22 protein-coding genes are annotated in these 23031 nt (G+C 59.7%); 6 read left to right on the top strand and 16 right to left on the bottom strand.

The genetic code is table 11. The features are described from left to right. Window positions 1-42: 42 nt before the first annotated feature. The 13 genes from ACEN9H_RS08550 to ACEN9H_RS08490 all read right to left on the bottom strand — a co-directional run bounded on the left by ACEN9H_RS08550 (window position 43) and on the right by ACEN9H_RS08490 (window position 13428). A complete protein-coding gene (locus tag ACEN9H_RS08550) occupies window positions 43-1842 on the bottom strand; it encodes an LPD7 domain-containing protein (protein ID WP_413674399.1) in 1800 nt (599 codons plus the stop codon). An 11-nt stretch (window positions 1843-1853) separates the two neighbouring features. Beyond that, window positions 1854-3764 (bottom strand): type IV secretory system conjugative DNA transfer family protein, encoded by a 1911-nt coding sequence (locus ACEN9H_RS08545; RefSeq protein ID WP_413674398.1) that lies wholly within the window; start codon window positions 3762-3764, stop codon window positions 1854-1856. A 9-nt stretch (window positions 3765-3773) separates the two neighbouring features. After that, window positions 3774-4844: a P-type DNA transfer ATPase VirB11 gene (gene virB11 / locus ACEN9H_RS08540; RefSeq protein ID WP_413674397.1), complete on the bottom strand. Its 1071-nt coding sequence runs from the start codon at window positions 4842-4844 to the stop codon at window positions 3774-3776. Then, a complete protein-coding gene (locus ACEN9H_RS08535; RefSeq protein WP_413674396.1) occupies window positions 4841-6034 on the bottom strand; it encodes a TrbI/VirB10 family protein in 1194 nt (397 codons plus the stop codon). The genes virB11 and ACEN9H_RS08535 overlap by 4 nt, the downstream gene beginning before the upstream one ends. Continuing rightward, complete coding sequence (locus ACEN9H_RS08530) at window positions 6031-6840, bottom strand: TrbG/VirB9 family P-type conjugative transfer protein (RefSeq protein ID WP_413674395.1); 810 nt, start codon at window positions 6838-6840, stop codon at window positions 6031-6033. Before ACEN9H_RS08530 ends, ACEN9H_RS08535 begins: the two co-directional genes overlap by 4 nt. Beyond that, a complete protein-coding gene (locus tag ACEN9H_RS08525; protein ID WP_413674394.1) occupies window positions 6837-7700 on the bottom strand; it encodes a VirB8/TrbF family protein in 864 nt (287 codons plus the stop codon). Before ACEN9H_RS08525 ends, ACEN9H_RS08530 begins: the two co-directional genes overlap by 4 nt. Before the next feature lie 171 nt (window positions 7701-7871). After that, the gene (locus tag ACEN9H_RS08520) at window positions 7872-8897 is read right to left on the bottom strand and encodes a type IV secretion system protein (protein WP_413674393.1); all 1026 of its coding nucleotides are present in this window, start codon (window positions 8895-8897) and stop codon (window positions 7872-7874) included. Between the two features lie 11 nt (window positions 8898-8908). Next, complete coding sequence (locus tag ACEN9H_RS08515; protein ID WP_413674392.1) at window positions 8909-9178, bottom strand: EexN family lipoprotein; 270 nt, start codon at window positions 9176-9178, stop codon at window positions 8909-8911. A gap of 35 nt (window positions 9179-9213) precedes the next feature. Next, window positions 9214-9885, bottom strand: coding sequence for a type IV secretion system protein (locus tag ACEN9H_RS08510; protein WP_413674391.1), 672 nt, complete (start codon window positions 9883-9885; stop codon window positions 9214-9216). Then, window positions 9882-12338, bottom strand: coding sequence for a VirB4 family type IV secretion/conjugal transfer ATPase (locus ACEN9H_RS08505; protein WP_413674390.1), 2457 nt, complete (start codon window positions 12336-12338; stop codon window positions 9882-9884). The genes ACEN9H_RS08510 and ACEN9H_RS08505 overlap by 4 nt, the downstream gene beginning before the upstream one ends. After that, window positions 12335-12709 (bottom strand): type IV secretion system protein VirB3, encoded by a 375-nt coding sequence (locus ACEN9H_RS08500; protein ID WP_413674389.1) that lies wholly within the window; start codon window positions 12707-12709, stop codon window positions 12335-12337. The genes ACEN9H_RS08505 and ACEN9H_RS08500 overlap by 4 nt, the downstream gene beginning before the upstream one ends. A gap of 1 nt (window position 12710) precedes the next feature. Then, complete coding sequence (locus tag ACEN9H_RS08495) at window positions 12711-12998, bottom strand: TrbC/VirB2 family protein (protein WP_413674388.1); 288 nt, start codon at window positions 12996-12998, stop codon at window positions 12711-12713. Continuing rightward, window positions 12991-13428, bottom strand: a complete 438-nt coding sequence (locus ACEN9H_RS08490) for a hypothetical protein (RefSeq protein WP_413674387.1) — start codon at window positions 13426-13428, stop codon at window positions 12991-12993. The genes ACEN9H_RS08495 and ACEN9H_RS08490 overlap by 8 nt, the downstream gene beginning before the upstream one ends. 141 nt (window positions 13429-13569) lie before the next feature. On the opposite strand from ACEN9H_RS08490, the gene ACEN9H_RS08485 reads away from it, so the two are divergent. The 6 genes from ACEN9H_RS08485 (at window position 13570) to ACEN9H_RS08460 (ending at window position 17900) form a co-directional block, all read left to right on the top strand. After that, entirely contained in the window at window positions 13570-13881 is a 312-nt protein-coding gene (locus ACEN9H_RS08485) for a TrfB-related DNA-binding protein (RefSeq protein WP_413674386.1), read from the top strand. Further along, complete coding sequence (locus tag ACEN9H_RS08480; RefSeq protein WP_413674385.1) at window positions 13878-14678, top strand: ParA family protein; 801 nt, start codon at window positions 13878-13880, stop codon at window positions 14676-14678. The genes ACEN9H_RS08485 and ACEN9H_RS08480 overlap by 4 nt, the downstream gene beginning before the upstream one ends. 2 nt (window positions 14679-14680) lie before the next feature. Further along, on the top strand, window positions 14681-15724 hold the full coding sequence (locus tag ACEN9H_RS08475) for a ParB/RepB/Spo0J family partition protein (RefSeq protein ID WP_413674384.1): 1044 nt from the start codon (window positions 14681-14683) through the stop codon (window positions 15722-15724). Window positions 15725-15779: 55 nt separating this feature from the next. Beyond that, the gene (locus ACEN9H_RS08470) at window positions 15780-16079 is read left to right on the top strand and encodes a hypothetical protein (RefSeq protein WP_413674383.1); all 300 of its coding nucleotides are present in this window, start codon (window positions 15780-15782) and stop codon (window positions 16077-16079) included. 188 nt (window positions 16080-16267) lie between these two features. Continuing rightward, window positions 16268-16834: a plasmid mobilization relaxosome protein MobC gene (gene mobC / locus ACEN9H_RS08465; protein WP_413674382.1), complete on the top strand. Its 567-nt coding sequence runs from the start codon at window positions 16268-16270 to the stop codon at window positions 16832-16834. Beyond that, a complete protein-coding gene (locus ACEN9H_RS08460) occupies window positions 16824-17900 on the top strand; it encodes a relaxase/mobilization nuclease domain-containing protein (protein WP_413674381.1) in 1077 nt (358 codons plus the stop codon). Before mobC ends, ACEN9H_RS08460 begins: the two co-directional genes overlap by 11 nt. A gap of 131 nt (window positions 17901-18031) precedes the next feature. Here the strand turns inward: ACEN9H_RS08460 and ACEN9H_RS08455 are convergent, their stop codons facing one another. The 3 genes from ACEN9H_RS08455 to ACEN9H_RS08445 all read right to left on the bottom strand — a co-directional run bounded on the left by ACEN9H_RS08455 (window position 18032) and on the right by ACEN9H_RS08445 (window position 22807). Continuing rightward, on the bottom strand, window positions 18032-20857 hold the full coding sequence (locus ACEN9H_RS08455; protein WP_413674380.1) for a hypothetical protein: 2826 nt from the start codon (window positions 20855-20857) through the stop codon (window positions 18032-18034). Window positions 20858-20997: 140 nt separating this feature from the next. Beyond that, on the bottom strand, window positions 20998-21969 hold the full coding sequence (locus tag ACEN9H_RS08450; RefSeq protein WP_413674379.1) for a hypothetical protein: 972 nt from the start codon (window positions 21967-21969) through the stop codon (window positions 20998-21000). Continuing rightward, window positions 21896-22807 (bottom strand): hypothetical protein, encoded by a 912-nt coding sequence (locus ACEN9H_RS08445; protein WP_413674378.1) that lies wholly within the window; start codon window positions 22805-22807, stop codon window positions 21896-21898. Before ACEN9H_RS08445 ends, ACEN9H_RS08450 begins: the two co-directional genes overlap by 74 nt. Between the last annotated feature and the right edge of the window lie 224 nt (window positions 22808-23031).

Raw genomic sequence — 23031 nt, 5'->3', positions numbered from 1 at the left:
GAGGTGGGTCGATCTGCAGCGGATGAAACGAGACGGCGAGCGCTATCTCTCCTTCGCTACCTCTTTCGCTCGAGGTGACTCGCCTTGATCAATCGCCTCTTTCGCTACTGCCGACGTTTGCTCGGGAGCCGGCCTGCTTCTCGCGTGGGCGACATAGATCTTTGGGCCTTTTACGGACTCGCCCGTAACGATCTTTTGTATGACATGCCGTCTGGCGAGACCGACGAACTCCTCGCGCGCCTCCTCCGGCAAGTGAGCTTCGGCAAATTTCCTAGCTACGTCGACGACGCCGTATGCAGGCGCGAGTTCGGGATGGTTTTTCAGCACGAACGATGGCTTGTCCTTTTCGAATGCGGATGCCTTCGCGACCAGATCCGCTTTCAGCAGTGGAGACTCGCTCGATTTCGTCGCTACACTGTCAAGCTGCCATACTGGTGGCTGGTCTGCGCCCGTATCCGGTTGCCTAGCGGCGGGGGCAGCCGGCACCTTGTCCAGGTCTCGTTGGCGCCCTTTCTCGACCGCGTTTCTCGCGGGGCGATTCGCCAGCTCGGCCAAATCCAGAGCCGTAGGCCGATATCCCGCGACTTTCATCCCAGCCTGAGCCGCTTCCATCCAGGCGCTACGCCGGAATTCGTCAGTACCCTTGACCGTGATGCTCGTCCAGCCGCGTGCCTGGGCGATTTCAACCAGCGAGCGAACCACTTCCGGATGGGCGCCGCGTGTCGCCAGCTTGTCCCCGCGATCACTAAACGCCGGCGACTTATCTGGAAAGTAGTATTCCGCCTCTACCTTGAGAAAACGCCGAGCCACGCTGGCCGGAACGACGCGAGCACTACCTTCAAGAGGCACGGGCTGCTTGACTGAGTCTGGAGATGGCTCCGCCATCCTCGAAGTCTCGGCCTGTTTTGCTTTACTGTGTAGCCATGCGCCGGCGACGTCGGCTGTGTTACCCATGACCTGTAAAACCTTTTTACCGAAGCCCGGCAAAGACTTGCTTTCAGCAGCGGATGCCGGCGTCGGCGCCGCAACGTCGATCGCAGGTGGCTTGTCGAGCTTCAGGACGGGACCACGCTCGATCGTGTTTTCAACCTCGCTTTCACGGTTCTTGAGCTCTGCGACCGGGGCAGGCGTCCGTACCTGGACGACTTCGGTCACCTGACGCGGCCCATAAAAATGCGGAGATCTAGTCAACGTCGATTTATCGGCTTTGGGCGTTGCCGTTATCGATGCCGTGCGGGAGTGCGCCAGCTTCGCAAGCAGCGCATCGGCAGTCTTCTCGAACTCGGGACTGAACTTCGGCATGTGCGCGACCAGATAGCTGCGCCCCGCCGCGATGTCCGCATCCAGCCGCTGCAGGTTCGACATGTGATACAGGACGAATTCACGGCTCTCCGGTTGGAGTTTGAACAGTTCTGGCACCTTCGCGTCGGAATTGGCGAGAAACGCGATCGCTTCTTCGGTAACGGGAGGGACGTCAGCCCGATGCGACGCCGGCTGCGCCACGTCCAGTTTTACGTCCTTGCTCGGCGATGCCCGGCGCCGAGTACGTTTTGGTTCCGACGGCGCCGATGCCGGCAGTTCCGCCGCGTCGGTCACTTTCGCTGCAGCACGTGTCTTTCGTGCCGGTTTGACAGCCGTATCCATTTGTCGAGCGGTGTCGCCGATGCCAGCTTCCTTGCTTTTGGATGTCCGCCTTTTTGCAGCTTTTGGTATGGCGTCCGCTCCATCACTTCCTTGCGTGGTTTCAGTCGTTGCGCTTCCACTTCCATTGTCTTTCGAGCCCTGCGGTACAAGATTATCCGTTGGAGGTGGTGTACGTTCCTCTTTGTCTTCGATACTCATGTTTGCTCCTGTCAGGTTGCCGCTTCAACTTCGCGGATGAAGGAATCGAAAACTTTTTGCAGATCCTCGCCAGTCAGCTTTTCTCCTTTCGGTAGTTGGACATCTTTGAAATCCATCGCGTAATCCGTCAGCTTCAGTTTGCCAAGCTTCGGTACGTCCTGCGGTGTAATGTCGCGCGGAGCCTTGGCTTTGCCAGCAGGTGCGTCGTCCTTGTCGAGCAGCAGCGGCGGTGCTTCCGGCATCTCGATTTCGATCGGCGCCATCTCCGGCAACGGACGATTGGCACGACGCAGGAATACGGGGCGCTGCCAGTACCAGATCTTGCGGCAGAAGATCGGCAGGCAGTGTTCGACGAACACGATCTCGTTGTTCACGCCCATCATCTTCACTTCTTGCGGATTGAGGAGTGCGCGTGCCGTCTTCGACTTGGTCACGCTGCCTGGACGCACACTCATGGCGGGACGCGAGTCCGACGTGCTGTCCGCTGTGAACGTGCCGAGTTCGCGAGAGATGTCGGTGGCGTAGTCGCTGTCGTTCGGTGCATACACGACGCGCGCGCCGCAACAGGCGATAATGTTCTTGGTGTGATCCGGGCCATAAACCGCGCGCAGCTGGGGAACGGAATGCGCAATCAGCAGCGGACGGATACCGTAGCCGCCCATCAGCTGGATGCTCTTCTCGATGATGGGCATGCGGCCGAGCGCGGCCAGCTCGTCCATGATCGGCAGCAGCTCGTGCCGGATGGTCGGATCGTCCTCCGGCATCTTGTCCATGTTCGCGTCCAGCATCTGCGTGAAGAAGAGATTCATCAGCAGGGACAGGCGGTCCAGGTCTCCGGGATTGACGCCGAGGTAGATCGAGAGACGCTTGCGGCGAAGGTCGTAGAAATTAAAGGAATCAGCGCTGGTGGCGGCATCCACGAGCGGGTCGGTCCACAACTGCAGCTTCGCGGTGAACGTCTTCCGTACCGACGACTGCGTTTGTGGGCTCAGGGCAATGAAGTCGTAGAGCATCCGCTTGCAGGTCGACGACAGCGGGTTATCCGACTTGTCGCGTTCGCGAATGATCCTTTTCCAGTGATCGCTCACGGAATCGTCCGCGCCATGCATGATCTGGCGCACCATCTCGCCCAGCGTGCGCGGCAGCGACGGCGTTTCGATCACGTACAGGCCCATACCGAGGAACAGATCGCGGCACGACGCCGGCCAGAACGGATCGCCCGAGGCCGGATCGGGAGACAGCTGGTTCGCAAGTTTCTGCAACGCGCTTACGCGCAGTGGAGGATCGTCGGGAACGTAGTATTTCGAGATCGGATTCCACTGGGCCGTCACACCTTTGCGCGACAACGGATCGAACAGGTGGACTTCCGAAAACAGGCTGCGAAAACCTGCGGTGATCCGGTAACACTCCTTGCGCACGTCGTTGACGACGATACTCCCGAGCCAGGAAAGCGCGTTCGGCTGCACGAGACCCGCGCCTTTGCCCGACCGCGGAGGTGCGATGACGATCGCTGCCAGCTGGCGGCCAAGCACCAGGTAGCGCCGCCCCCACCTGCCGAGGATGATGCCAGTCTCCCCGAACAGGCCCGCGCGGGCGACCTCACGCTTGGTAGCGAAGCGGGCATCGCCGTGCAGCGAGCGGCTCACGGGCCGGAACAATGCGATCGCGGCGGCCGCCGCCGGGCTGGCGCCAGCGATGAGGCAGCCGATCAGCCAGTGGCGCGTGTACGGATCGGCTCCATACTGCTGCCAGTAACGCAGCACCGTCATCGGCGTCGCGGCCGCCGGCGGAAGCAAAGGGTTCGCGAGCCGCACCAGGAACAGGTAGCTTGCGAGATAGAGGGTGGTCAGCACCGCGCCGATCAGCATGGCGGAGAAGGCCAAGGCCTTCAGGCGGGGACTGTCGATAGGGGTAATGAGCATCGCGGCCCCCTACCCCAGCTGGCGCGCCGCGAACGCAGGATCGTAATAAACCTCGGCGGCTATGCGACGGCCTCCCGACAGGCGTTCCATCTGGACGACAACGTCAACGAGCGCATACAGGTTCGCGTAGATATCGTCGAGATCGAGTCCCGCCCCTTCCGCGCTTCCCTTGATCATGAGAGCGAGGCGGCGGAACGCCAGCTTCGCCCGTGTTGCGTGGACCGTCGTGATTGTTCCCGGGTGCCCGGAGTTGAGGACGTTCTGGATGAAGAAAAACGTCTCGTCGCCCCGCAGTTCAGCCAGCAGCACCCTGTCCGGACGCATGCGCAGCGTGGCCTCGAGCAGGTCGCGCGGTTTCAGCGTCGATACGCCGTTGGCTCCCTTCGGATAAAACAGGTTGACCTGGTTGAGATGGGGCAGGCGCATTTCTGCCACGTCCTCGACGGTGATAATGCGTTCATCCTTCGGAATCATCGCCGCCAGCGCATTACCGAGGGTGGTCTTTCCGGAACCAGTGGCACCTGACGAGACGAAGTTCTTCCGGCCTTCGACTGACGCCCGAAAAAACGCATCCCATTGGCGTCTTCGAAACAGGTCGAGCATTTCTCGCTCCTTATCCGGGAGCGACGCTTCGATACGCGCTCGCTCGTCCGGCGTAAGCAACAGGGACTGTTCGCACCGTGTATTCTCGAACGCGCCGCCGTCGACGATTTCTTTCATCGACAGCGACTTGCTGATCGGACGCCGCGTCGTAAACGAGACCTTGCCGGCTTCGATTGCCGGTGGAATGACGACCTGTACACGTAAGCCTCCAGGCAATTGCGCACCGAGCAGCGGCCAGTCTTCCACGAGGTCCTGGTTAGCGCGATTCCGCAGCAGCATTGCGAGCCCGTCGCACCACTGGTGGGAAATGGCCGCGTTCTTGACGACCTCCCAGCCGTCCGAACGCTCCAGAAGCACCTCGCCAGGGCGGTTGATGACGATCTCGGTGACGCTCTCGTCGTCTAGATGGGCCGAAATCGGGCGCAGATGTAGGGCCAGCGTGGACACGTCGTCCACGGCGATCGCGGTATCGTTCATGGCTGCTTCCTTTCCAGCGCGTACACGTCGCGGAAGTCGATGTCGCCGGCGAGGTAGATCAATACCTCGCTGGCTTGCCGGGCAGTGATGGTCGGCCGAATGTCCAACGTACTTTTCAATACCTCGGACATGACCTCTTGCGGACCAGTCATCGCGGGAAATGCAATCGTGGTATTGCCATTTCCGCGTTGCGCCGTGGCGACCAGGTATGGGCCGACGTCGATGATCAGACTGAGGGCGATGGCGGCACCGAAGCGATCCCAGAAATGGTTATCGACCATTCCCGGAATCCCGGGGCGTCCCAGCGAGTCCGCTGCATCGGCACCGAGCGGCACCATCACGTGTTGAGGCGTCTCACACCGCTGCCAGATGATCCCGACACGTCGTTGTCCATGCGTGACACCACCGCCCTGCTCACCGACGCAATACGTGCCGCGGTCCATGAGCGACACCTTGTTGTCGGCGCCTGTCGCATCCACGGCAGTCACGCAAGACACGGTCCCGGTCAATGTGGTGTCGATCGCCGGAAGGACCGTACACGGAATGACTTTACCGCGCGTCATCATGAGCGTCGGATCGGGCAGCATGTAGGCGCGTGTCGGAGCATGTCCGGCGGGCTGCATGGGGCCAGTCGCGACCGCACGAGACGCGGAACCCGTCGCGCCATCTTCTAGAGGTTTCCGCACTTCGTCCGGACCGGCGGCCTTCGTCGTATCGATGGCATCGAGCTTAAAGCGCACTTCGCGCTTCAAGCGGCGCTCGTGCACGAGTTCAACACGACTCGACGCGGATGTATGGGCAGCAGACGTCGCGGTGTGCGCCGGGCTGGCAAACGATGCCGGATCTGCCGATGCCTGGAGCGGGGGCAGTTTGTCGGCCGCGCTGGCAACGACCGGTGCTTCTGCAGGTGCGGGTTCCGGCATCGAGAGGGGCGGCAACGTGGTTGTAGCCAGCGTACGGGTCACGTCCTTCGCCGGCGCCTTGGTCTCCTGGTAATGCCTGTACATTCCCGCGTAATACTTGTAGAGCAGGATACCTGCGAGCAGACAGGCACCGATGATCACCGCCCAATTGGTTAACCTGTTTTGCAGCGAGATCCCTCTGTTGACCGAGCCCAGCACGCGCTCGCCTTCGATGCTGTTCTCGTCCTCGGCATCCACTTCATCCTGCCGGCGTTTGAACAAGTTCATTTGGCAGCTCCTTTCAGGACGCGATCGACGAGGGGTGATACCGTGCTGGTAGTCGGACGCGGCTCGTCTGGGTCGAATCCTTCGTTGAACACGCAGGCAATTTGGCGGCCGATGCGCAGCACAAGCTTGCGGTGCATGCCCGGTATCTGCATGACGTCGTCCTGCATGACCGGGCTTTCCATCTGCTCAAGCGCGTCCTCGCCACTACGAACCGAATACACCGCAGGGATGCTGGCATTGGCGCGGAATCGCAGGAACGTCGTCCTGCCGTCGTCCCATGCCTCCACGGGAGCCAGATCGCTTGATCCCTGAACGGAATAGCGACGGTTGCTGACTGGTGCAGGCACGTCCAGCAGTGCGCGTGCCTGCTCGGAAGCGCTGACACGAACACTGGCGCTACGCTCGGACGCGGGATAACGGAAGTAGACCGTCATGAAGCCGACTTCGCCCTTGCCCTTCCTTGCCTGTTTCAGGTCGAAGGTGTAGGTCCGCTTCGTTGTCACCACATGCAGGTTCGCGTCGGGTAGCGGCCCCGCGGGCTTGATGAACAGTCCGTCGCGGGAATACTTGGTCGCGACGCCCCATGCGTCGACATCGCCGCCCGTCATGTCGACGATCTTTTCTTCCGGCTCGAGGACGATGTGGGTTTCCAGTCCGTCGCGGGTGTAGATCGTCACCACGTCATAGGGGTCGTAGGTGGCGAAACGGATGCGCACATCCTTTTTGGCTGCTTCGGGAATCTGCGCGCCGTGTGCAACCATCGCCGCCGCGAACATGAACAGTCCGGATACGAGTTTCTTGTTCATGGCGACACCTGTTGGACACTGGTCGGAGACACGAGTGCCATGGGCGACCCTGTCTGACGCGGAGCGGTATGTGCCGCCGTGCGGTCGGCAGCTGCCCGTCCGGCAGCGCCGAGATCGCGGTCGGCCGTGTAATCGGTGATCTCCATGCCGAGGTCATTGATGCGCCGGTCGCGTTCGTTCGTGGGTACGTTCACCCAGTGAAAGGACATATTGGCGATCCACTCGGTCGGCGTATCCTCCACGTCGTTCACGATCTCGGTTCGCGTGAAGCTGGCACGCGCTCCGATCGCAGTCCCGAGGCCATTGCGGAGCACCGTGATCGCACCGACCTTGATGCGGACTTTCCGTTCCTTCTTGTATCTGTTCGGCGGCGAATCGGCATTCGATCTGTCCCACCTCTGGGCCCATTGTGTCTGCATCTGTGGGCTCATGAACGCGGCGGATGTGTAGTAATGGATATCGGCCTGCTCGTAGCTGTAGCCTTCCCGGGCCAGAACGAACGTGTTGACGTTCCGGCGTATGGTCGCCTCTTCAGGCGCCATCTGGAATTCGGCCAGCGAAATCAGGGGCTGCACGATACCGTTCGCTCTGTCCACCACGAGTATTTCCGGCGGTGGCGCTGGACGCATCGACGTCGCGACCGCGCCGCCAGCCACCACGATGGAAATGACGGCCACGACGCCGAAGGTACCAGCCACGCGCCATGCATTCCGGCGCAAGGTCTCGCTCTGCTGGGCGCGGCGGTCGGCTTCGTCCGCAGCCAGATCGAGCATCTTCTGGATGTCGGCATGGGCGTCGATCAGCGCACGGGTAGCGGCTAGCTCTTCGACCAGTTGATCTGCGTTGGATCGGCTTTTCATTGCATGCTCCTTTATGCGGATGCGCTGCAGCTGGGGTATTGGGCTTGTGCACTGGCCGGGACGTTGATCGGGCGACGATCGCTTCCGTCGCATCCCGGCAATGGAGCACTCGCGCACCCGCCGAGTACACTGGCAGTCGCCAGCAGAATCAAAAGTTTGCGCATTTGTTCCTCACGGTTTGTAGGTCAGCAATTTCGTTTTGGTTTTCGACGGACGAATCGAATTGCGGCTCCTGTTCTTGTAGGCGCTCCAGGCGCCACGCGCGACCTTTTTACCCGCCGCCGCGACGTGGCGAGTACCTTGTACACCGACTTCTTTTCCTAACTTGAAGCTCCCCTTGGTCAGCAATTTGCCCAACAAACGCCCAATTCCAAACGAAGACAGAGAAACGCCTCCAGCCAGGCCGGCAGCAATACTGAGTACGGAAGCAAGTGCGAGCAGACATACAAGGCCCATGGTGAGAAATGGAAAGACCTCCGCGACTTCGGCGCTCGACTTCATCGCAGCGGGCCCGCTGGCCGCACTCGCGAACAGTTTCATGACGAGCAGATTGACCATGACGACCAGCACCGGCACGAGAAAGTAGTTCGCCAACTGGCGCAGCCAGGAATTGAAGAACCCTGAGGTGGCCTCGAACAGTAATCCGATGAAAAACACAGGGCCGATCGCGACCACTGCCGTGAGCACGACTTTCGATAACGCCATCAAGAAGAACGCATAAGCGGTAACGACGATAGTCATGACAATGACCGCCGCGGCAATCAAGTACATCCCAAAGTCGCCATCGAGCACTCCGGCTTTGGCCCAGAATCGCGTCGTCAGCAGCAGCCCGTCGTTGAGCATCGCATCCAGGCCACTGATGACGCCGTCACCGCCAGGACTCCGCGCCAGGCCTGCTACAAACTCATCGGGGCCACGTAAGAACGTGTTGGTGATGAGCGTGTTGTAGTTCGCGACGTTGAATCCGATGCCGAGAATCGCCGCCAGCTTCACGACCCGGTTGATGAATTCATTGACGGGCTCCCGGATCAAGCCGCGTAGACTGGCGAATCCCCACAGCGCGACGTAAAGGCCAAGCATCGCCGTCAAGAACGGGCCGACCACGCGGGCGACCGCAACAACGTTCTCGCCGACATAGCCTTCGCACACGGCATTGATGTAATTCATGCCGTCGCGGTAGAGGGTTGGCGCGGCCATGATCGGTCCTCCTAATGGGCCAGGTCGAGATGGAGATTGTCGGCAGTCCCCATCGATGCGATGTGGTCGGCTCGCCGGACGTTGACGCAATTCGGCGTCAATCCCATCCGGCCGGGATCATTCCGGCAGAGCGCACTCACCTTGTCGCGCAGTGCCGGCTGGGCGAGGAACTCGTCCACGGTAAGCACGCGATTCCCCAGTTCCGGGATCGCCCCGGCAGGCTCGCGTCCGCATCCGCACATGAAGACCGCGATCGATACGATGGCGAGAGTCGCTTTCATGAATGCCTCCTTCGATTGTTGATGGTGTCCGACGCTTATGGCAGCGGCGTCTCGATGCGCGGGATCGACGTCCCGACCGCGCCGGCGCGCATCTGGCTGATCATCAGGCGCTGGGCGCGCTCCTGGGCGGCGGCACCGTTCGCCGCGGCCTCCAGCTGGTTCTGGTCCTTGACAAGTTCCGCGTGCTCGATGGCGATCCGGTTGGCGAGGTCGTACGCCGCTTTGGGATCCTCGGTCCGCGCCAGCGTGGCGGTAAGAATCTGCAGTCGCGCCTGGCGTGCCGCCGCATCGTTGAATGCTGTTTGCGCCATCGCCTGGTTGGCGGCGGATATATCCTGCGCCTGCGCCAGGAAGCGTTGCAGCTCGGGAGCCAACCGTGCCGCCTGGTCGGGCCGAAGCACTGCCTGCGCTTGTCGAATCTGTTGAGCGAGCGAGGAAAGATCGCTCATCGAGCGCGCCCAATCCGTCGGAAGCGCTGGCGCGGCCGCAGGCAGGAGCCGCGACATGCCGCGGTCGCCGGTCATGGACTTGATCTGGTAATTGATGCTGTCGATCTGCATGGCCATCTGCCTGTACTGATCGGTCCATGCCTTGACCTGTAATACCGCCTGCGAAAGCACTGCGGGATCGATGACAGCCAACTGGGCGTGGGTCTGTGCGGACGCGCAGGCCAGCACGGCCGCGCCGGCGAGGATACGGAGCTTCATGCCGATTTCCTTTCGATGTCGAAGTGAGGTGCCCAAGCGTCGGGGTCTTCCCCGTACTGGGCGATAAGGCGATCCATGAGTTCGAGATTGGCGGTGCGCGCGGAGAGTATCGCCAGGTCGTCGTCCATCCCGGCGAGCGGCAGCCGGGCCACGACCGAATGGCGCCCCTGCTTTAGCAAAAACATTCCGGAGCCTTCAGGCAGGTCCGTCTTGATGAGGTTGAACTCTCTGTCCGACAATCCGAGTCCTTCCCTGTGCTCGGCGTAGTCGGCACCCGGATTTGGGAACAGGATCATCGTTGCGACCTGCTCGATCAGTGTGCGCGCCATCGGATGCCGCAGCGCGTCGCTGGGAGATTGCGAATCCAATACGACCAGGCCGTTCTTCTTGCGCAGGGTCTTCAGAAGGTCCTTGATGAATGCGGCAAAGTGTTTGTCCCCCATCGACTTCCAGAACTCCGAAAAGAAGACCGCCAGCCGCCTGCCATCGATCAGCTGCCCCGTTAGATGAAACAGATGTAGCGCGATAGGCGCACGGAGTTCGGCGTCGTCGAGGAATGCGGTGGTATCGAATACGGTGGTGCGTGCCTTCCCGAGCTCGTTGGCGATCGTGGCAGCCGGATTATCGAAGACCCACGCCAGAGGTCCATCTGCCCTCCCCTCTACCCGCGAATAGCACCACCGCGCGAGGCGCTCGTACAGTTCGCCTTTCGGAAGGAAATCGAGCACCCGGCCAAGCCGGCGCGCAGCGGGCTCCATGTCCAGGACCTGGGCGATCGCCTTGTCCACGTCTTTTTCGTCCTGAACTGTCAGCGGCTTCGTGTCGACTTCAAGCCCGCTTTCGGTGACCACAGGACGACTCATCAGCTTTCGCACGAGCAGCTGCAAATGCCGTACGTTCGAAGGAACGGCAGGATCCAGCACGAACGGCGCGAAGCCGGTCGGCTCGTTTAGCCTGAAAGGATGCACTTTCGCACCAAGACACCGGGCGGCGATTTCGGTATCGCGATCCTTTGAGAACAGTACCGACGTCACGTCGAACTTCTGCATCATCGACAACAGAAAGCAAACAGTCGCTGTCTTTCCCGAACCATTCGGTCCGAACAGGAGCGTATGTCCCACATCTTTCTTACCGCCTCCGTTCGGCGCCTGCGGGTCCGATGCGTGCAGGCTGAAATAATGCGGTGTGCCGGCTGCCGTCATCAGCATTGCGATCGCATCGCCCCAGTAGTTGCCTTTACGGCGTCCAACAGGAAAGTTATGCAGCGGATAGAAGCCGCAGAGGTTGCGGCTGTTGATGGGCGACAGACGTGGACGCATTGCGAAGTTGGCCGGTAGTTGCGCCCAGAACGCCGCCTCGAGCGCCAGGTCTTCGCGAGCCGGCTTGATGCCGGCATCTACAAGAACACGGCGTACATCGGCAATCTCGCGAGCCAGCATATCCAGCGTGTCCGCCTTGACGAAGACGTTGTAGTGATGGCTGCCCATGACAGTCCTGCGGGATGCCAGATCGTCGGCGATATCGGGGATCTCGTCGACTTGCGATCGCGCTGCGTCGCGCGCGTTCTCCATACGGTTCGTCTTCATTCGCATATTGCGAAGTGCCGTATCCTGCGCCTGGAACTCGAACGACTGCGTGACCACGAGTTCGACCGGCTGCGTCAGCAATTCGTCGAGGAATACCGGCGTAGTCTCGGATGGATAAGACTGAATCCCGAGCATGGCCCCGAAACGGCTCACGTCCGCATCATGTATTTCGACAGTTTCGTTCCCAAAGACAGGACGTGCTCCGCCTATCTGGTACCTGAGGGGGACCGGTGCATAAGGTACCGGCTCCCATTTTCCCGTCAGGAGGAAATTAAAAAACTCGGCAGGCTCCGAAAACAGCGCGCCGCGCCGCTCATACACCGCTAGCCGCTCGGGCTCGTAAAAGCCGAGCGATGCGACGAGGTCGGTGACGATCTGCTCAAGCTCCGCAACCTGTTCCGTGCGTGCCCGTGTGATTTCTTTCGGCGTGCGTGCGGAGAAAAGTGCCGAGAACAATCCTTGGGCTTTGCTTCGGAACGGCCGTAACACGACTGTCATGTACAGCTCGTTGAGCATCAGGTCTTCGCTGGCGATTCGAGCTTTGTAGCGCTCATTGAGGTCGTGCGCATAGCCTGGCTGGAATACGCCGTCCGGATACTGGTTCTCCCGCCTGCGCACAATGTGCTGCCAGACCGAGATGCGCGGGTCCGCCAAGCTCATCATGACCCGGTTAAGGCGGGTGTGCCGGTTGTTGATCTCGTCGTCGTCGCTACACTCGAACGGAGCGCCTGCCAGACGCAGCACGCAGAGGCATTCGCGCGAGCTGGTATCGATGATGGACGGTGTGAGATGACCTTGATACGGCACGTATCGTGCGACTGGTGTTTCGCGCCGCATCGCGACCGTACGTGATGCCGAGGTAATCATGCCGGAACCTCCGATTTCAAGCGTCGTTTGACGCGCCACCGCTTGACCGCACCAAGGCGCTCGCGGAAAGTCAGCGGACTGTATGACGACCCGTGCCAATACCTTCGCGTCCCGATGAGCGTGCCGAGCGTAGTGCGGGCCCATAGGAACAACAGCGCGAAGGATCGCGGATCGTTCAGCGTGATCAGATAGCAGATGCCATGAACTGGAACGCACATCAGCAGCCACAATAGGTTCTCGGTCAGGGACAATGCCTCGACCGACACAAGGATGTTGATTACGCAGGCTTCGTAGGGAACACCGAGAATTGTCGACGGCCGGGTGAGCGCCACCGCGAGCGGGTCGACGTCGATACCCTCCTCGCGGTCCATGTCATGCTCCCAGCCAGCCGCGGAACAGCGACACGACCTGGTCACGGCCGAAGAACAGAGCGGTTCCAAGGACACCGCCTGCGAACCACCCCCAGTTGACCCGGCCGGTGAGACACAGGATGCCGACGATCGCAACCGCAAGCGGCACGATGGGCGTCAGCAGCTGTACGAACCAGTTGGTCGCCTGCGTTCCGGCCCCCGTGAACTGCGCCATTGCAGGCGGAGCTTGCAGCGCCAGCAGGCCTACGCACAGGGCGAGCGTAAGTGCGGGTTGAGTCTTGTTATTCATGGCTTTCACTCCTTTGGCTGGTTGATGAAGCGTTGAAATCGGTGGCCCGGTTGTACGGGTCCCAGAATTGAGGGATGCGGGTGGGATTCGCGGTACGTGCGGCTGGACGAATCGCTTTGACGACGGCACGCCGAGGCGATTCATCACTACCGTGCACTGCGCTGGACTCAAGTTCCCGCTCCAGCGCCTTGATGTTTTCCTCGTGCCGGTGGATCGCGTCTGCCTCTTCTGTCGACCCCGCTGTATCCGACTTGGGCTTCGCCTTCGCAAGCGCTTCCCGTTCGGTCGCAAGTTCTGTTTGCAGAATCAACCGGCGATCCACGTCGCGAGCCTTTTGATCCGCCTTGGTGATGACTGGATAGAAAGGCTGCGCTTGCACAGACGGCAACGCCGCCGACAACAACAAGATGGCAACAAGACGATGTGTCATGGGTATCCTCAATGGGTATGCGCTCTACATTAGCCCTGCCCCCTCGCCACCGGTTTAATCCAACGCAGAGTTTCGCGTTGACTTAACGCGTACCTTTTACCTAGCGGAGCAATAAACAGCCGCGTGATCGGGGAGGATCAAATGACAGTGCGAAAGCGATTGACGCTAGCGGAGTTCGATTTCATCCGACCGCACCTGGAGCGTCAGAAGGAACAAAACATCGAGCACATCCGCCGCGTCCTAGTGGACGGTGTAAAGCAGCGGGATATCGCAGCCGAATTACAAATCACGGTGCAGGGTGTCAGCGCGATGGTGGCGCGTGCATGGCGCACGCATGTGGAGTTCGGAAGCCGGCCGGAAGGCTGGAGAGCGGTCAACGTAGCGCTGCCGGACAACGTAGCGGACGTCGTCGAAGAAATGGCAGACATCGCGAGAAGGCGGATGCTGAAATGAAGAAGTTCATGCCAGCGAACCAGAAAGGCGGCACAGGCAAGACCACGACCAGCTACAACTTTACGCACCACGTAGCTGACAGGGGTTTTCGTTCAGCCCTTGTCGATGCCGACGAACAGGGGAATGCGACTAAGGCGATGGCACCGTACGCGATCACGGAGTTTAATGCGGCCGATCTCTTCTCCGACAAGCCACTGCCTTTGCCAAAGGAGTTCCCGCGGCTGGTTCTGATCCCGACCGACAGGGTGCGCCTGCGCGATGTCGAACAGTCCGAACTCGACGATGCGCAGTTGCTGGAGAACCTGCGTGCGCGGCTGGCGGAGCTGGCCCCGCACTTGGACTACATGACGTTCGATACACCGGGCTCGAACAGCCGTATCGCCAACGCCTTCCTTGCCGTCAGCGACTTCGTGGTCGTGCCATGCAAAATCGATCCGTTCAGCGTTGACGTATCTGCTGAAGTGATCAGGCGGATCAAGTTCATCCAGCGGCACTTCAATGCCAATCTGGTCAACTTCGGCATCCTCGCCAATGAATTCGATGCGCGCCAACCCGCGCAGGTGCAAGACTTCAAGGAACTGCTGGCATCTCATCACCAGTACATGTTCCCGAAGCCGATCATGGACCGCCAGGCGTACCGCGAGGCTGCTGGCGCACAGGTGCCGGTCTGGCGCCTGAAGGACGGCGGCGCCGGAGAAAATCGTGGGCGCATCAAGAGCGCAGCTCGCGACGCGGGGCGAGAAATGCGCGCCATCTTCGACATCTTGTTGGAACGAATGGAACGTACAGGAGTGTAGACATGAACACTCGCCTGAACCTCACCGGACTGGCCGACCTGGCACACGAAGGTAAGCCCAAGGAGATGCCGTTGGGCGACATCATTCCGGATCCGGCAAACCCTCGCAACACGGATGACGAGAACGAGCCAGCTGCTATCGAAGCCCAGAAAGAGCTCGACGCAGACGTAGCGGAGCGCGGGGTGAAGACGCCGATCTCGGTCCGTCCTCATCCGAACATCCTTGGCAAGTACATCATCAACTATGGGCGGCGTCGCTATCGGGCCGCGTGCAATAACGCGTTCGCCACGATTCCTGCGTTTGTAGATGAGAAGTTCGACAGCTACGACCAGTTCAACGAGAACGAACTTCGAACTGGGCTCAGCACGCGTGCACGTGCCCTCTTCATCAAGAGCAGGCTCGATGCTGGGGATACAAGGGGCGAGATCGCGCAGCGGATGCGGAAGAAGAACCAGAACTTCATCACGGAACATATGGCGCTCCTCGATGCGCCAGCTTGCGTGAACAAGGCTTACGCCGATGGCGTCAAGTCGGCGCGGACGCTGTATGACCTGCGCCAGGCGTGGGAAGAATTCCCGGTGGAGATCGAAGCATGGTGTCAGCACATCACGCAGATCACACGTGAAGGCATCAAGGATGCGGTGGAAAGCTTCCGGCATGGGAGATTTGTCTCTTCCAACGGCGATGTAAGCGCAGGTTCGGAATCTTCAGGCTCTGGATTTCGTCATGACGAAATGTTGCATCCGGTCGAAGCGGACGCGTCAGCGGTGGCGTCGCAATTTCGTCATGACGAAAAGTTGCCTTTGGTCGAAGCAGATGAGCCAGCAGCAACGCCACAATTTCGTCATGACGAAAAAATCTTGCGTAGCGACCGACGATCAGGCATGGCTGCGGCTGCCCTGCAGGCCCGACCTTCTGACGGGATCATCGTTCAGTACAAGGGCAAACCCGCGACGGTCGTTCCAGGGACCACCGTGTCGATTGTCGTCGACGGGACGGACGTTCCATTGAACGTCCCTCTTTCCGAGTTGGTGTTTAAGCGATGACGTCATGAAGTGATCAGCGTGGGATATGAGCCACCAAAGTTGATAGGAGCAGTACATGAGGCGCGTCTCGAAGAAGGTAGCTGTTGTGGCTGGGAAGGCGGTACTCGGAACGGTCAAGTACAGCCTCTACGTGACCTTGTTACTGGTGGGGCGTGTGCTTGTGCCCTTGACCAGCCTTGCTGTGGCCGGCGGGATCCTCCTGTTCCTTTTTAGCCTGCTGTTCCTGCGTGACCGCACGCCACTGTTGATCTGCGGGGCTTGCCTGGCTGTGGGTGGGATCGTCATCCAGCTGATTTACCACGCCGCTTTGCGGCTTGTCGCGCCGGAAGGCGTAGTGATTGTGAGTGAGCTGTGAGATATACGCCCGCAGTCCCGAAGGGACGAGGACCCAATGCTTAATCTCGAAGAGATTAAGCATTCAAGACGACAGTCTATCCTGCCCCTTCTTAAAATCGAAAGCAGGACAAAACCGTCGAACGCGTACGGCAACACAAGCGCCAGACGAGGCGCCCACCAAACGTTAATCCAAGCAGGGGAGATGCCATGGCGGTGATCGGAGCAGCAGTCGATGACGAGACCAAGCAGGTGTTCAATGCAATCGCCCGATCGCGGTCATGCACTGCGTCGCGTCTTGCTGGGGTCTTGATCACGGACTTCATCAAGGCAGAGCAAAGCGGAGTCGTGTACACGCCAGCGTCGTCGCAAGTTCCTGCGGCGGCTGCGCTGCCAGTTCACGCCGGTGCAAAGACCGAACAGGTCTTCGTTCGTCTCGAACCCTACTACTACGTTGAACTCGGACGTCTTGCAACCGAACGGCGGTGGCACCGAAGTTCTTACGTGGCAAACCTGCTGTACGCCCACGTCGACAAGTGTCCGGTGCTGTGCCAGGACGAAGTGAACGCAGTGCGTCAAGTCGCCCGCCAGCTTGCTGACATCGGTCGCAACGTCAACCAGATCGCCCGAAAACTCAATACCTCGCTTGAACATGCACATGTCGCGGCGGCCTACGATTTCGAACTGCTCAGGATGCTGCTCGATGTGGAGACCGTGGCGGTCAAGGATTTGGTCCAAGCAAACCTGCGGCATTGGGGAGTCGCAGATGTCTATTAAGCGCACCGTCGTGCCAGAGCGGAATGGCCGCAAGTCGGGACTGCGCCGGCTGATCTATCGTCCACAATGGCAAAGGCAAGACACTCAAGACGACTGGCTGGCACTCAAGGACAGGCTGCGACGCACGGTCGCAAGGGTTCCCGAGGTCGTCATTAAGGTATCAGGTGGCGGGACAAAAATCGCGGGCGTGCTGCGTTACATGAACTATATTTCGCGTAATGGTGCGTTGATTGCATCCGACGAGAAAGGTGAAGGCGTCAGCGGCCGGGATAACGTAAAGGCGACACATGCATCGTGGGACCTGGACCTGCAGCGCGCCCACGACAGGAAAGGTGCCGCGTTGCACCAGTCTTTCAACATCATCTTTTCGATGCCGGCCAAAACAGATCCGGACAAACTGTTCGCCGCAGTCCATGCATTCGCGCGGGAGTACTTCGTCAGACGCCAGTACCTCATGGTTTTGCATACGCCTGAGACGGATCCCAGCGATAGTCCACCGCCACATCCGCACGTGCATCTCGCCGTTCGGGCAGAGGACGAAGACGGCCAGCGCCTGTGTATCCGCAAGAGCAAATTACGCCTTTGGCGCGAAGCGTTCGCAGCTGAACTTAGGGCTCTCGGTATTGAAGCGAACGCAACCTCGCGGGCCGAGCGTGGCGTGACATTCAAGGGAAGAGGTAGCGCGGAATATCACATCAAGGAACGGGGCGAAGTTCCGCACGTCGAAACACGCCGCTTTGTCGACGCTGTACTTCAGCTTGAACATGGGCGCACGGAACTGAAACCTTGGGAAATCGCGATTGCTGCACGGCGACGTAGCATCGTCGATAAACTCACGAGCAGCGCCAACAGATTGCGCGACGAAGGTGCGACCGAACTTGCCGAACAGGTTAAACGCTTTGCTCGGGAGCTCCCGCCTCTAGACACCGAGATGCGAAAGATGCAACGCGCAATTATCGCTCAGATCAATGAGCGTCTAAAGCGAGACGTTGATGTGAGCGAAAAAGCGGAGGAAGAGGTTAAGTGTTCCCTTGTCCGCAAAACTGATCAATCTCCCAGGCGTTGAGTAAGTCGACTGTAATACATCTATCGACTTAGCCGGCTTGGCAAAGCAGCCTTGCCCTATGGGTTAATGCAGGCCGCTCCAAACTGCAGCGCCGGGCTTCAAATCTGCGCCATCAAAGCCAGCCCAACTGTTTAGCGTCTGGTGCCTTCGACGATATAACCGGACAATCTAAACTGCACACCCTGTATATCTCCCAATTGCTTGAGGGCCTCGGCGTCGCATCGGACCAGCCATGTTGCATAAGGGCTGACTCCTGCGTACAAATCGTGTTCGGAAAAATCGTCGGTCAACAAAGGCTTGGATCCATCGAATGGCGTGAAAACCTGGATCGTTACCGGGTTGTGACTGAAATATACTGGCCGGTCGTCCAGCGGATAAAGCATTTCCAAGCCAAACTGACTCACCTGCCAGCCAAGCTGTTTTTGGCCTGCAAGTGGGCTTGCTCCTGTTAGTTCGATAGCCAGACCGGTCATGCGCAGTCCCGGCAGATAGCGCAAGGTCGCCTCATAGTCCGGATGGCCGCGTCGTAACGTGAACGATAGCGCGCCATATTCGAGAAACGTGGTCCATGCTTCGTCGGTCACAAAGTTCCGGAGTTCAAACACCAGAGCGCCTGGCTCCAGCTCCCGACGTGGACGAAAACTTTCCTTGGCAGTGACCCAGTCGCCAACGACGTCCTCGTGGGCGCCCGCGATGGCGGCTACGTTCATGGTGGAGAACCGAACGTCCGTCGTACGACCGAAGAGGTAGGCGGACGCTTTGGCTTCCGCATGGACCATCTGGCCGGCTAATCCCAGCGCATCCACATACAACCGCGTCATCACACCCTTTACATAAGGCTGCGACAGATCGCGGCCGGCGTTCGTGTCGCTTGATGCTTTCTTGATGATGCGGTGCGATGTGGCCATCATCGCCTGCAACTCTACCCATTGGGCTAACAGGGCATTGTAGTCTACGATGGCTTGGTTGCGAGCCTCTACGCATTTCAGGTAATGGTAACCAGCTTCCTTGTACGCTTTTGCCTGAGGAAGATTGGTGTAATGGGCGGCGATTTCATCAAACTGCTGACGCTCGACCACAAACTGGGGCAACTTGCGCTGCTCGGGCATTAGCGTCGCGACGGCAGCGCGGATTTGATCAATCGCCTCGGTAACGCTACCCGCCCCTTTGGCGACTTCCTTAAAGTCCCCTTCGATCACGGCCCGCTGGTCCCAGAGAATGTCGACCGTGGTCCCCTCGGCAGTGAAAGTGTCGTACAGTTTCTTGCTAGCCTCGGCTGCGGCGATGTAACCGGCTCCACCCGATGAGACACCGGCAACGATGGTCGCAGCGGCGCTCAAAGTCGTCACGAGATCGCAACCGGGCCTGTCGGCGCGGATCGCGTTGGTTAGCTCGTCATATTTATTCATGAGTATCAAATACGCAGCTTCGACCTTTGCATCCAGACCCGGAAGACTCGCCAACAAGGTCTGCGCATCGTGAGCGACGCGCTCCTGTTCCTTCTGCAAAGCTCTCATGCGAGATTCGGCAGCTCTGATCGCAAGTTGTAACTGCTGCTGCGCAGCTTCATGGTCATCGGCGTGGCGCCACATCTCTAAATATGCCGTTTCGATGCTGATCGCGCTAGACAAGGCCACGTCCTTGACCAGTTGCTGGAAAGCCTCGAACGCGATAAGGGGAACACGCTCTTTCGAATAACCGTAGACGTCGAGCCCGAGTGCGGCCTTGCGCGCCATACTATATAACCGCGCATGGTATTCCGTATGCTCGCCGACCCCGCTTTGCAAAATCTCTAGCCAAAAGCCGATCCTTTCTCGCAAGGTAACCGATGGCATAACGCCAGAGCCGCGGTACTCGTCTTCGAACTGCGCGATTAACAGGTCGAGAAATACCAAATCGGTTTCGCGCAGAAAATCGTTGACAGTTGCTACGCCGACATTCGCATGGCCAGCAGGCGCCGCGCCCAGGTTCTGTCTTTCCGCGACCTCGACAGTGCGTTGATCCCCTTCGTCCCCGTCACCACCAGGCAGACCAGGGCGAGTCCAAAGCGTATAGCACTGTAGACGAAACGGTACGACCGCTCCAACGGCCGCCAACAAAGTGCCATGCCGGGCTTTGAGAAAGGGCTGGCGTGACGGGGAAAAGTCGAGCGATTCCAGCGGTCCGCCCCACTTGCTAGCATGCCTCAGGAAGCCCCCCCTAGGCCCTCCAGGCCCCCCAGGCAAATCTGGTTCACATATGCTGCAAGTGACGGTTCCAAGTGAACCACCTAGGCCTTTGGCACCAGGGGTGCCTGGTTGTGCCGGCGGCCCGGGCTGGCCGCCTGCGCACTCGATCACATAGTCAAGCGTCGTCGAGCCTTCGATGAGTTTGACCTGCACCTCTCCGCCGGAGCCGCCCGCACCCTGCCGCCCCGGTAAGCCGACGGCGCCCCCATTACCGCCGCGCCCGCCATTTGCGTCCGTCGGCATTTTGTCTTCGTGAACGGTGCCGGACCATCCGTTGGATCCATGCGCACCCTGTTGTCCATGGCCGCCATCCTGGCCACGTCCACCAGCGCCACCGCAGGCACTGATCACTGCCTTGCCAACGACCTGACCAGCAACGATCGTAACCTTCCCACCCCGCCCTCCCGAACCGCCGTCAATCCCGTCAAGTCCATTCTCCCCAGGCATATGCGCCGGTTCTGGCCTTAATCCAGCGATGAAGTTCGGTATCCCTTGACTGCCGCTGGCATCGATCCGGGCGTCCTGTTCGAAGCGCAATACCCGGCAGTGCAAAGTCAAGTCTTGACCCGCAGTATTGACGATCCCTCTGACAACGATCTCGTCCGCGTATATAACGGTGGGTTTGTCTTGCTGGACCTTGAGTTCAAGCTGGACCGGGAGAGCAGATCGTACAACCAGCCCTTGCTCGTCCAATGTATCAAACACAAGGCGATGTGGAAGCAATGCCATTGCAATCTCCATAAGTTCGATAAGGCGTTAGGCTTGACTCCGGGTGGGCGAAGCTGTCCTTTGCATCCCACGGCATTCCGGCTATCGCGGTCAGCGAACCGCTGGTTCCGTTCCCGAAGCAGCCGACAGCTTGCGTCACGCTATTTGCCTTCCTTCGCCTTCTTGATCGCGGCGGCAGAGCCGATCGCAGCGTTGATCAGGTCCACACTGGTCGGAAGGTTCGCATCCTCCGCCACGATGTCGGCGCCGCAGCTAGAACCAAATATGATCTTGCCCTTGTCGGGAAGACCCAGCCATTCGATGTGCGCAGGATCGGAAACCCGCACCTCCGCCATGGGTTGATTGCTCATCAACGTATTGGTGAGCTCGACGCGCACGTTACGGCAGGCCGAATAGAAGATGGAATCAGATGCAAAACTTTTCTGAAGTTCGCTTGCCGGAGTCGTCTCGCTCGGCACCGCGTCCACGATGAACTTTCCCGTGAAGGGGGCATTTGTGAGGCCCGCCGCGCCGGCAACCCAGTAGTTGCCTTTCAGCGGTACTTGGTCGCACACGAACGCTCGCGCAGGCACTGCCGCCTCCTGGCTCAGCGTGACCTTCTCGTTCTTTTCATTTGTACTGGTGCAGTGGCCGGTACGCACAATCAGTAGTAAGCTGGTAGGCTCGGGCGCGCGATACTCGCCGCCGGCCGGCTGGGCGCCAGCCGCCATAATGGCGATACCGCTTCCGATGATCTTGCCAATGGTGTCCAGCGCCTCAACGCGCTTATCGATCACCTGTGAGCCAACCTCTTGTAGCAACAGAGTATTCGGGCGGTGCGTCACCTGCAGCAGCGTCGAAACGCCCCAGTTGCTCCACGCACGGGTGCCGGCAATCGACCAGGTCTCGGCCGTGTACTCGACCGGCACGGAGGTGATCTGCACGGTGGACGGATCGGTCGTCAACCCAACAGCCCCCTGCTTAGTCGGGTAGGCGAACGTAATCAGCGAGTCCGCTCGCTGGAAGCGTGGCGCCGTCACCTTACCGGTGGGGTTCAGTTCATACTGGACCTTGGGCGCTGCGCATCCGGCGAGCACGAGGACGCACATCAGGACCATCGCTTGGCTTCGCATTGCCCCCTCCTTGTATCGGCTGGAAATTGGATACCTGCAGCCTGCGCTGCATTTCATCCTTGAACAGCTTGACGACAGTGCGCCGGCGCGAGGTTGCCTCGCGCTTCGCCTCGTTCAATGCCTTGCGTTCAGCGGACGACAGTTTCAAGTGCGACAGCCGGGTGTAGGTCTGGTCCAACGCACCCAACTGCGCTCGCGCACCGAGCACGCCGGGCGTGTAGCTGCCCAGTGTGGCGACCCGTCCAACGCCAGCGGCATCTACAGTCGCCTGCATGAGCTGGCTGGTTTGCGTGATCCAAGCTAGCGTTCCACCCGGCAAGACCTGCTTGGGCCCTTTGATCGCGTTGCACCAGCTCAGCTGCGAACCGGGCGGCGGATTCTGTTCGTAATAGGCGGGCAGGCAAAAATCGGATACGAGCACGCCGTTGCAAGGATAGTTGACCAGCTGGCACGGGTCACACACCTCGACCACGTAGCTGCAAGGTCCACCCGACCAGTTGCCCAGCGCGGTACGATCGCCGGTAGGGTCTGCGATCAATTCCAGCACCTCGTGGCTAGCTGCGACCGACCAGGTCGGTCCGTAGCGCACGACGGCGTATGGCCAGCCGTTCTTAAGCATGTGAAAGCCAGCCAAGCCGCCGAGATCGTCGCTGACAATAAAAACGGGCACGACCCCGTCGGAAGGCTCGCTCTGTACCGCGACGCCTGCACTTAGGTGCCAATCGCGTGCGAAATGCGCGAGCACCTGTTGCTGAATGGCCGCCGCCACACGGTATACGTCCGCCACATTCAATCCTGGCGCATGCGGGATCAGGGCAATTCTGTCCACCTTTAACATGGCGAACTCTCGAACTTTTGTTGATATCGCTTAAATGTAGCGGCCTGCAAAATGCGTCGTCAACTTGACAATAACCACGTAACGTTGTGCAGCGAGAACGTCCAATTCCGGCATGCCAGCGACTATGCAGGCGGAATACAAGACCGCGGCAAATAACTCCCGCCGCATCACTTTTGATGCGTTTGGTCCCGAGCGGAGGAAATGTCGGGTTGTCAATCAATAGA

It is taken from the genome of Massilia cellulosiltytica (genome assembly GCF_047325105.1).
Taxonomy (GTDB): Bacteria; Pseudomonadota; Gammaproteobacteria; order Burkholderiales; family Burkholderiaceae_D; genus Telluria; species Telluria orientalis.
Note: the sequence above shows the minus strand (reverse complement) of the source record. Positions and strands in the feature narration are given on the sequence as shown.

Excerpts from the sequence above, each read along its gene's own strand:
- ACEN9H_RS08550 (WP_413674399.1), bottom strand. The coding sequence starts at position 1,842 with ATGAGTATCGAAGACAAAGAGGAACGTACACCACCTCCAACGGATAAT.
- ACEN9H_RS08545 (WP_413674398.1), bottom strand. The coding sequence starts at position 3,764 with ATGCTCATTACCCCTATCGACAGTCCCCGCCTGAAGGCCTTGGCCTTC.
- virB11 (WP_413674397.1), bottom strand. The coding sequence starts at position 4,844 with ATGAACGATACCGCGATCGCCGTGGACGACGTGTCCACGCTGGCCCTA.
- ACEN9H_RS08535 (WP_413674396.1), bottom strand. The coding sequence starts at position 6,034 with ATGAACTTGTTCAAACGCCGGCAGGATGAAGTGGATGCCGAGGACGAG.
- ACEN9H_RS08530 (WP_413674395.1), bottom strand. The coding sequence starts at position 6,840 with ATGAACAAGAAACTCGTATCCGGACTGTTCATGTTCGCGGCGGCGATG.
- ACEN9H_RS08525 (WP_413674394.1), bottom strand. The coding sequence starts at position 7,700 with ATGAAAAGCCGATCCAACGCAGATCAACTGGTCGAAGAGCTAGCCGCT.
- ACEN9H_RS08520 (WP_413674393.1), bottom strand. The coding sequence starts at position 8,897 with ATGGCCGCGCCAACCCTCTACCGCGACGGCATGAATTACATCAATGCC.
- ACEN9H_RS08515 (WP_413674392.1), bottom strand. The coding sequence starts at position 9,178 with ATGAAAGCGACTCTCGCCATCGTATCGATCGCGGTCTTCATGTGCGGA.
- ACEN9H_RS08510 (WP_413674391.1), bottom strand. The coding sequence starts at position 9,885 with ATGAAGCTCCGTATCCTCGCCGGCGCGGCCGTGCTGGCCTGCGCGTCC.
- ACEN9H_RS08505 (WP_413674390.1), bottom strand. The coding sequence starts at position 12,338 with ATGATTACCTCGGCATCACGTACGGTCGCGATGCGGCGCGAAACACCA.
- ACEN9H_RS08500 (WP_413674389.1), bottom strand. The coding sequence starts at position 12,709 with ATGGACCGCGAGGAGGGTATCGACGTCGACCCGCTCGCGGTGGCGCTC.
- ACEN9H_RS08495 (WP_413674388.1), bottom strand. The coding sequence starts at position 12,998 with ATGAATAACAAGACTCAACCCGCACTTACGCTCGCCCTGTGCGTAGGC.
- ACEN9H_RS08490 (WP_413674387.1), bottom strand. The coding sequence starts at position 13,428 with ATGACACATCGTCTTGTTGCCATCTTGTTGTTGTCGGCGGCGTTGCCG.
- ACEN9H_RS08485 (WP_413674386.1), top strand. The coding sequence starts at position 13,570 with ATGACAGTGCGAAAGCGATTGACGCTAGCGGAGTTCGATTTCATCCGA.
- ACEN9H_RS08480 (WP_413674385.1), top strand. The coding sequence starts at position 13,878 with ATGAAGAAGTTCATGCCAGCGAACCAGAAAGGCGGCACAGGCAAGACC.
- ACEN9H_RS08475 (WP_413674384.1), top strand. The coding sequence starts at position 14,681 with ATGAACACTCGCCTGAACCTCACCGGACTGGCCGACCTGGCACACGAA.
- ACEN9H_RS08470 (WP_413674383.1), top strand. The coding sequence starts at position 15,780 with ATGAGGCGCGTCTCGAAGAAGGTAGCTGTTGTGGCTGGGAAGGCGGTA.
- mobC (WP_413674382.1), top strand. The coding sequence starts at position 16,268 with ATGGCGGTGATCGGAGCAGCAGTCGATGACGAGACCAAGCAGGTGTTC.
- ACEN9H_RS08460 (WP_413674381.1), top strand. The coding sequence starts at position 16,824 with ATGTCTATTAAGCGCACCGTCGTGCCAGAGCGGAATGGCCGCAAGTCG.
- ACEN9H_RS08455 (WP_413674380.1), bottom strand. The coding sequence starts at position 20,857 with ATGGCATTGCTTCCACATCGCCTTGTGTTTGATACATTGGACGAGCAA.
- ACEN9H_RS08450 (WP_413674379.1), bottom strand. The coding sequence starts at position 21,969 with ATGCGAAGCCAAGCGATGGTCCTGATGTGCGTCCTCGTGCTCGCCGGA.
- ACEN9H_RS08445 (WP_413674378.1), bottom strand. The coding sequence starts at position 22,807 with ATGTTAAAGGTGGACAGAATTGCCCTGATCCCGCATGCGCCAGGATTG.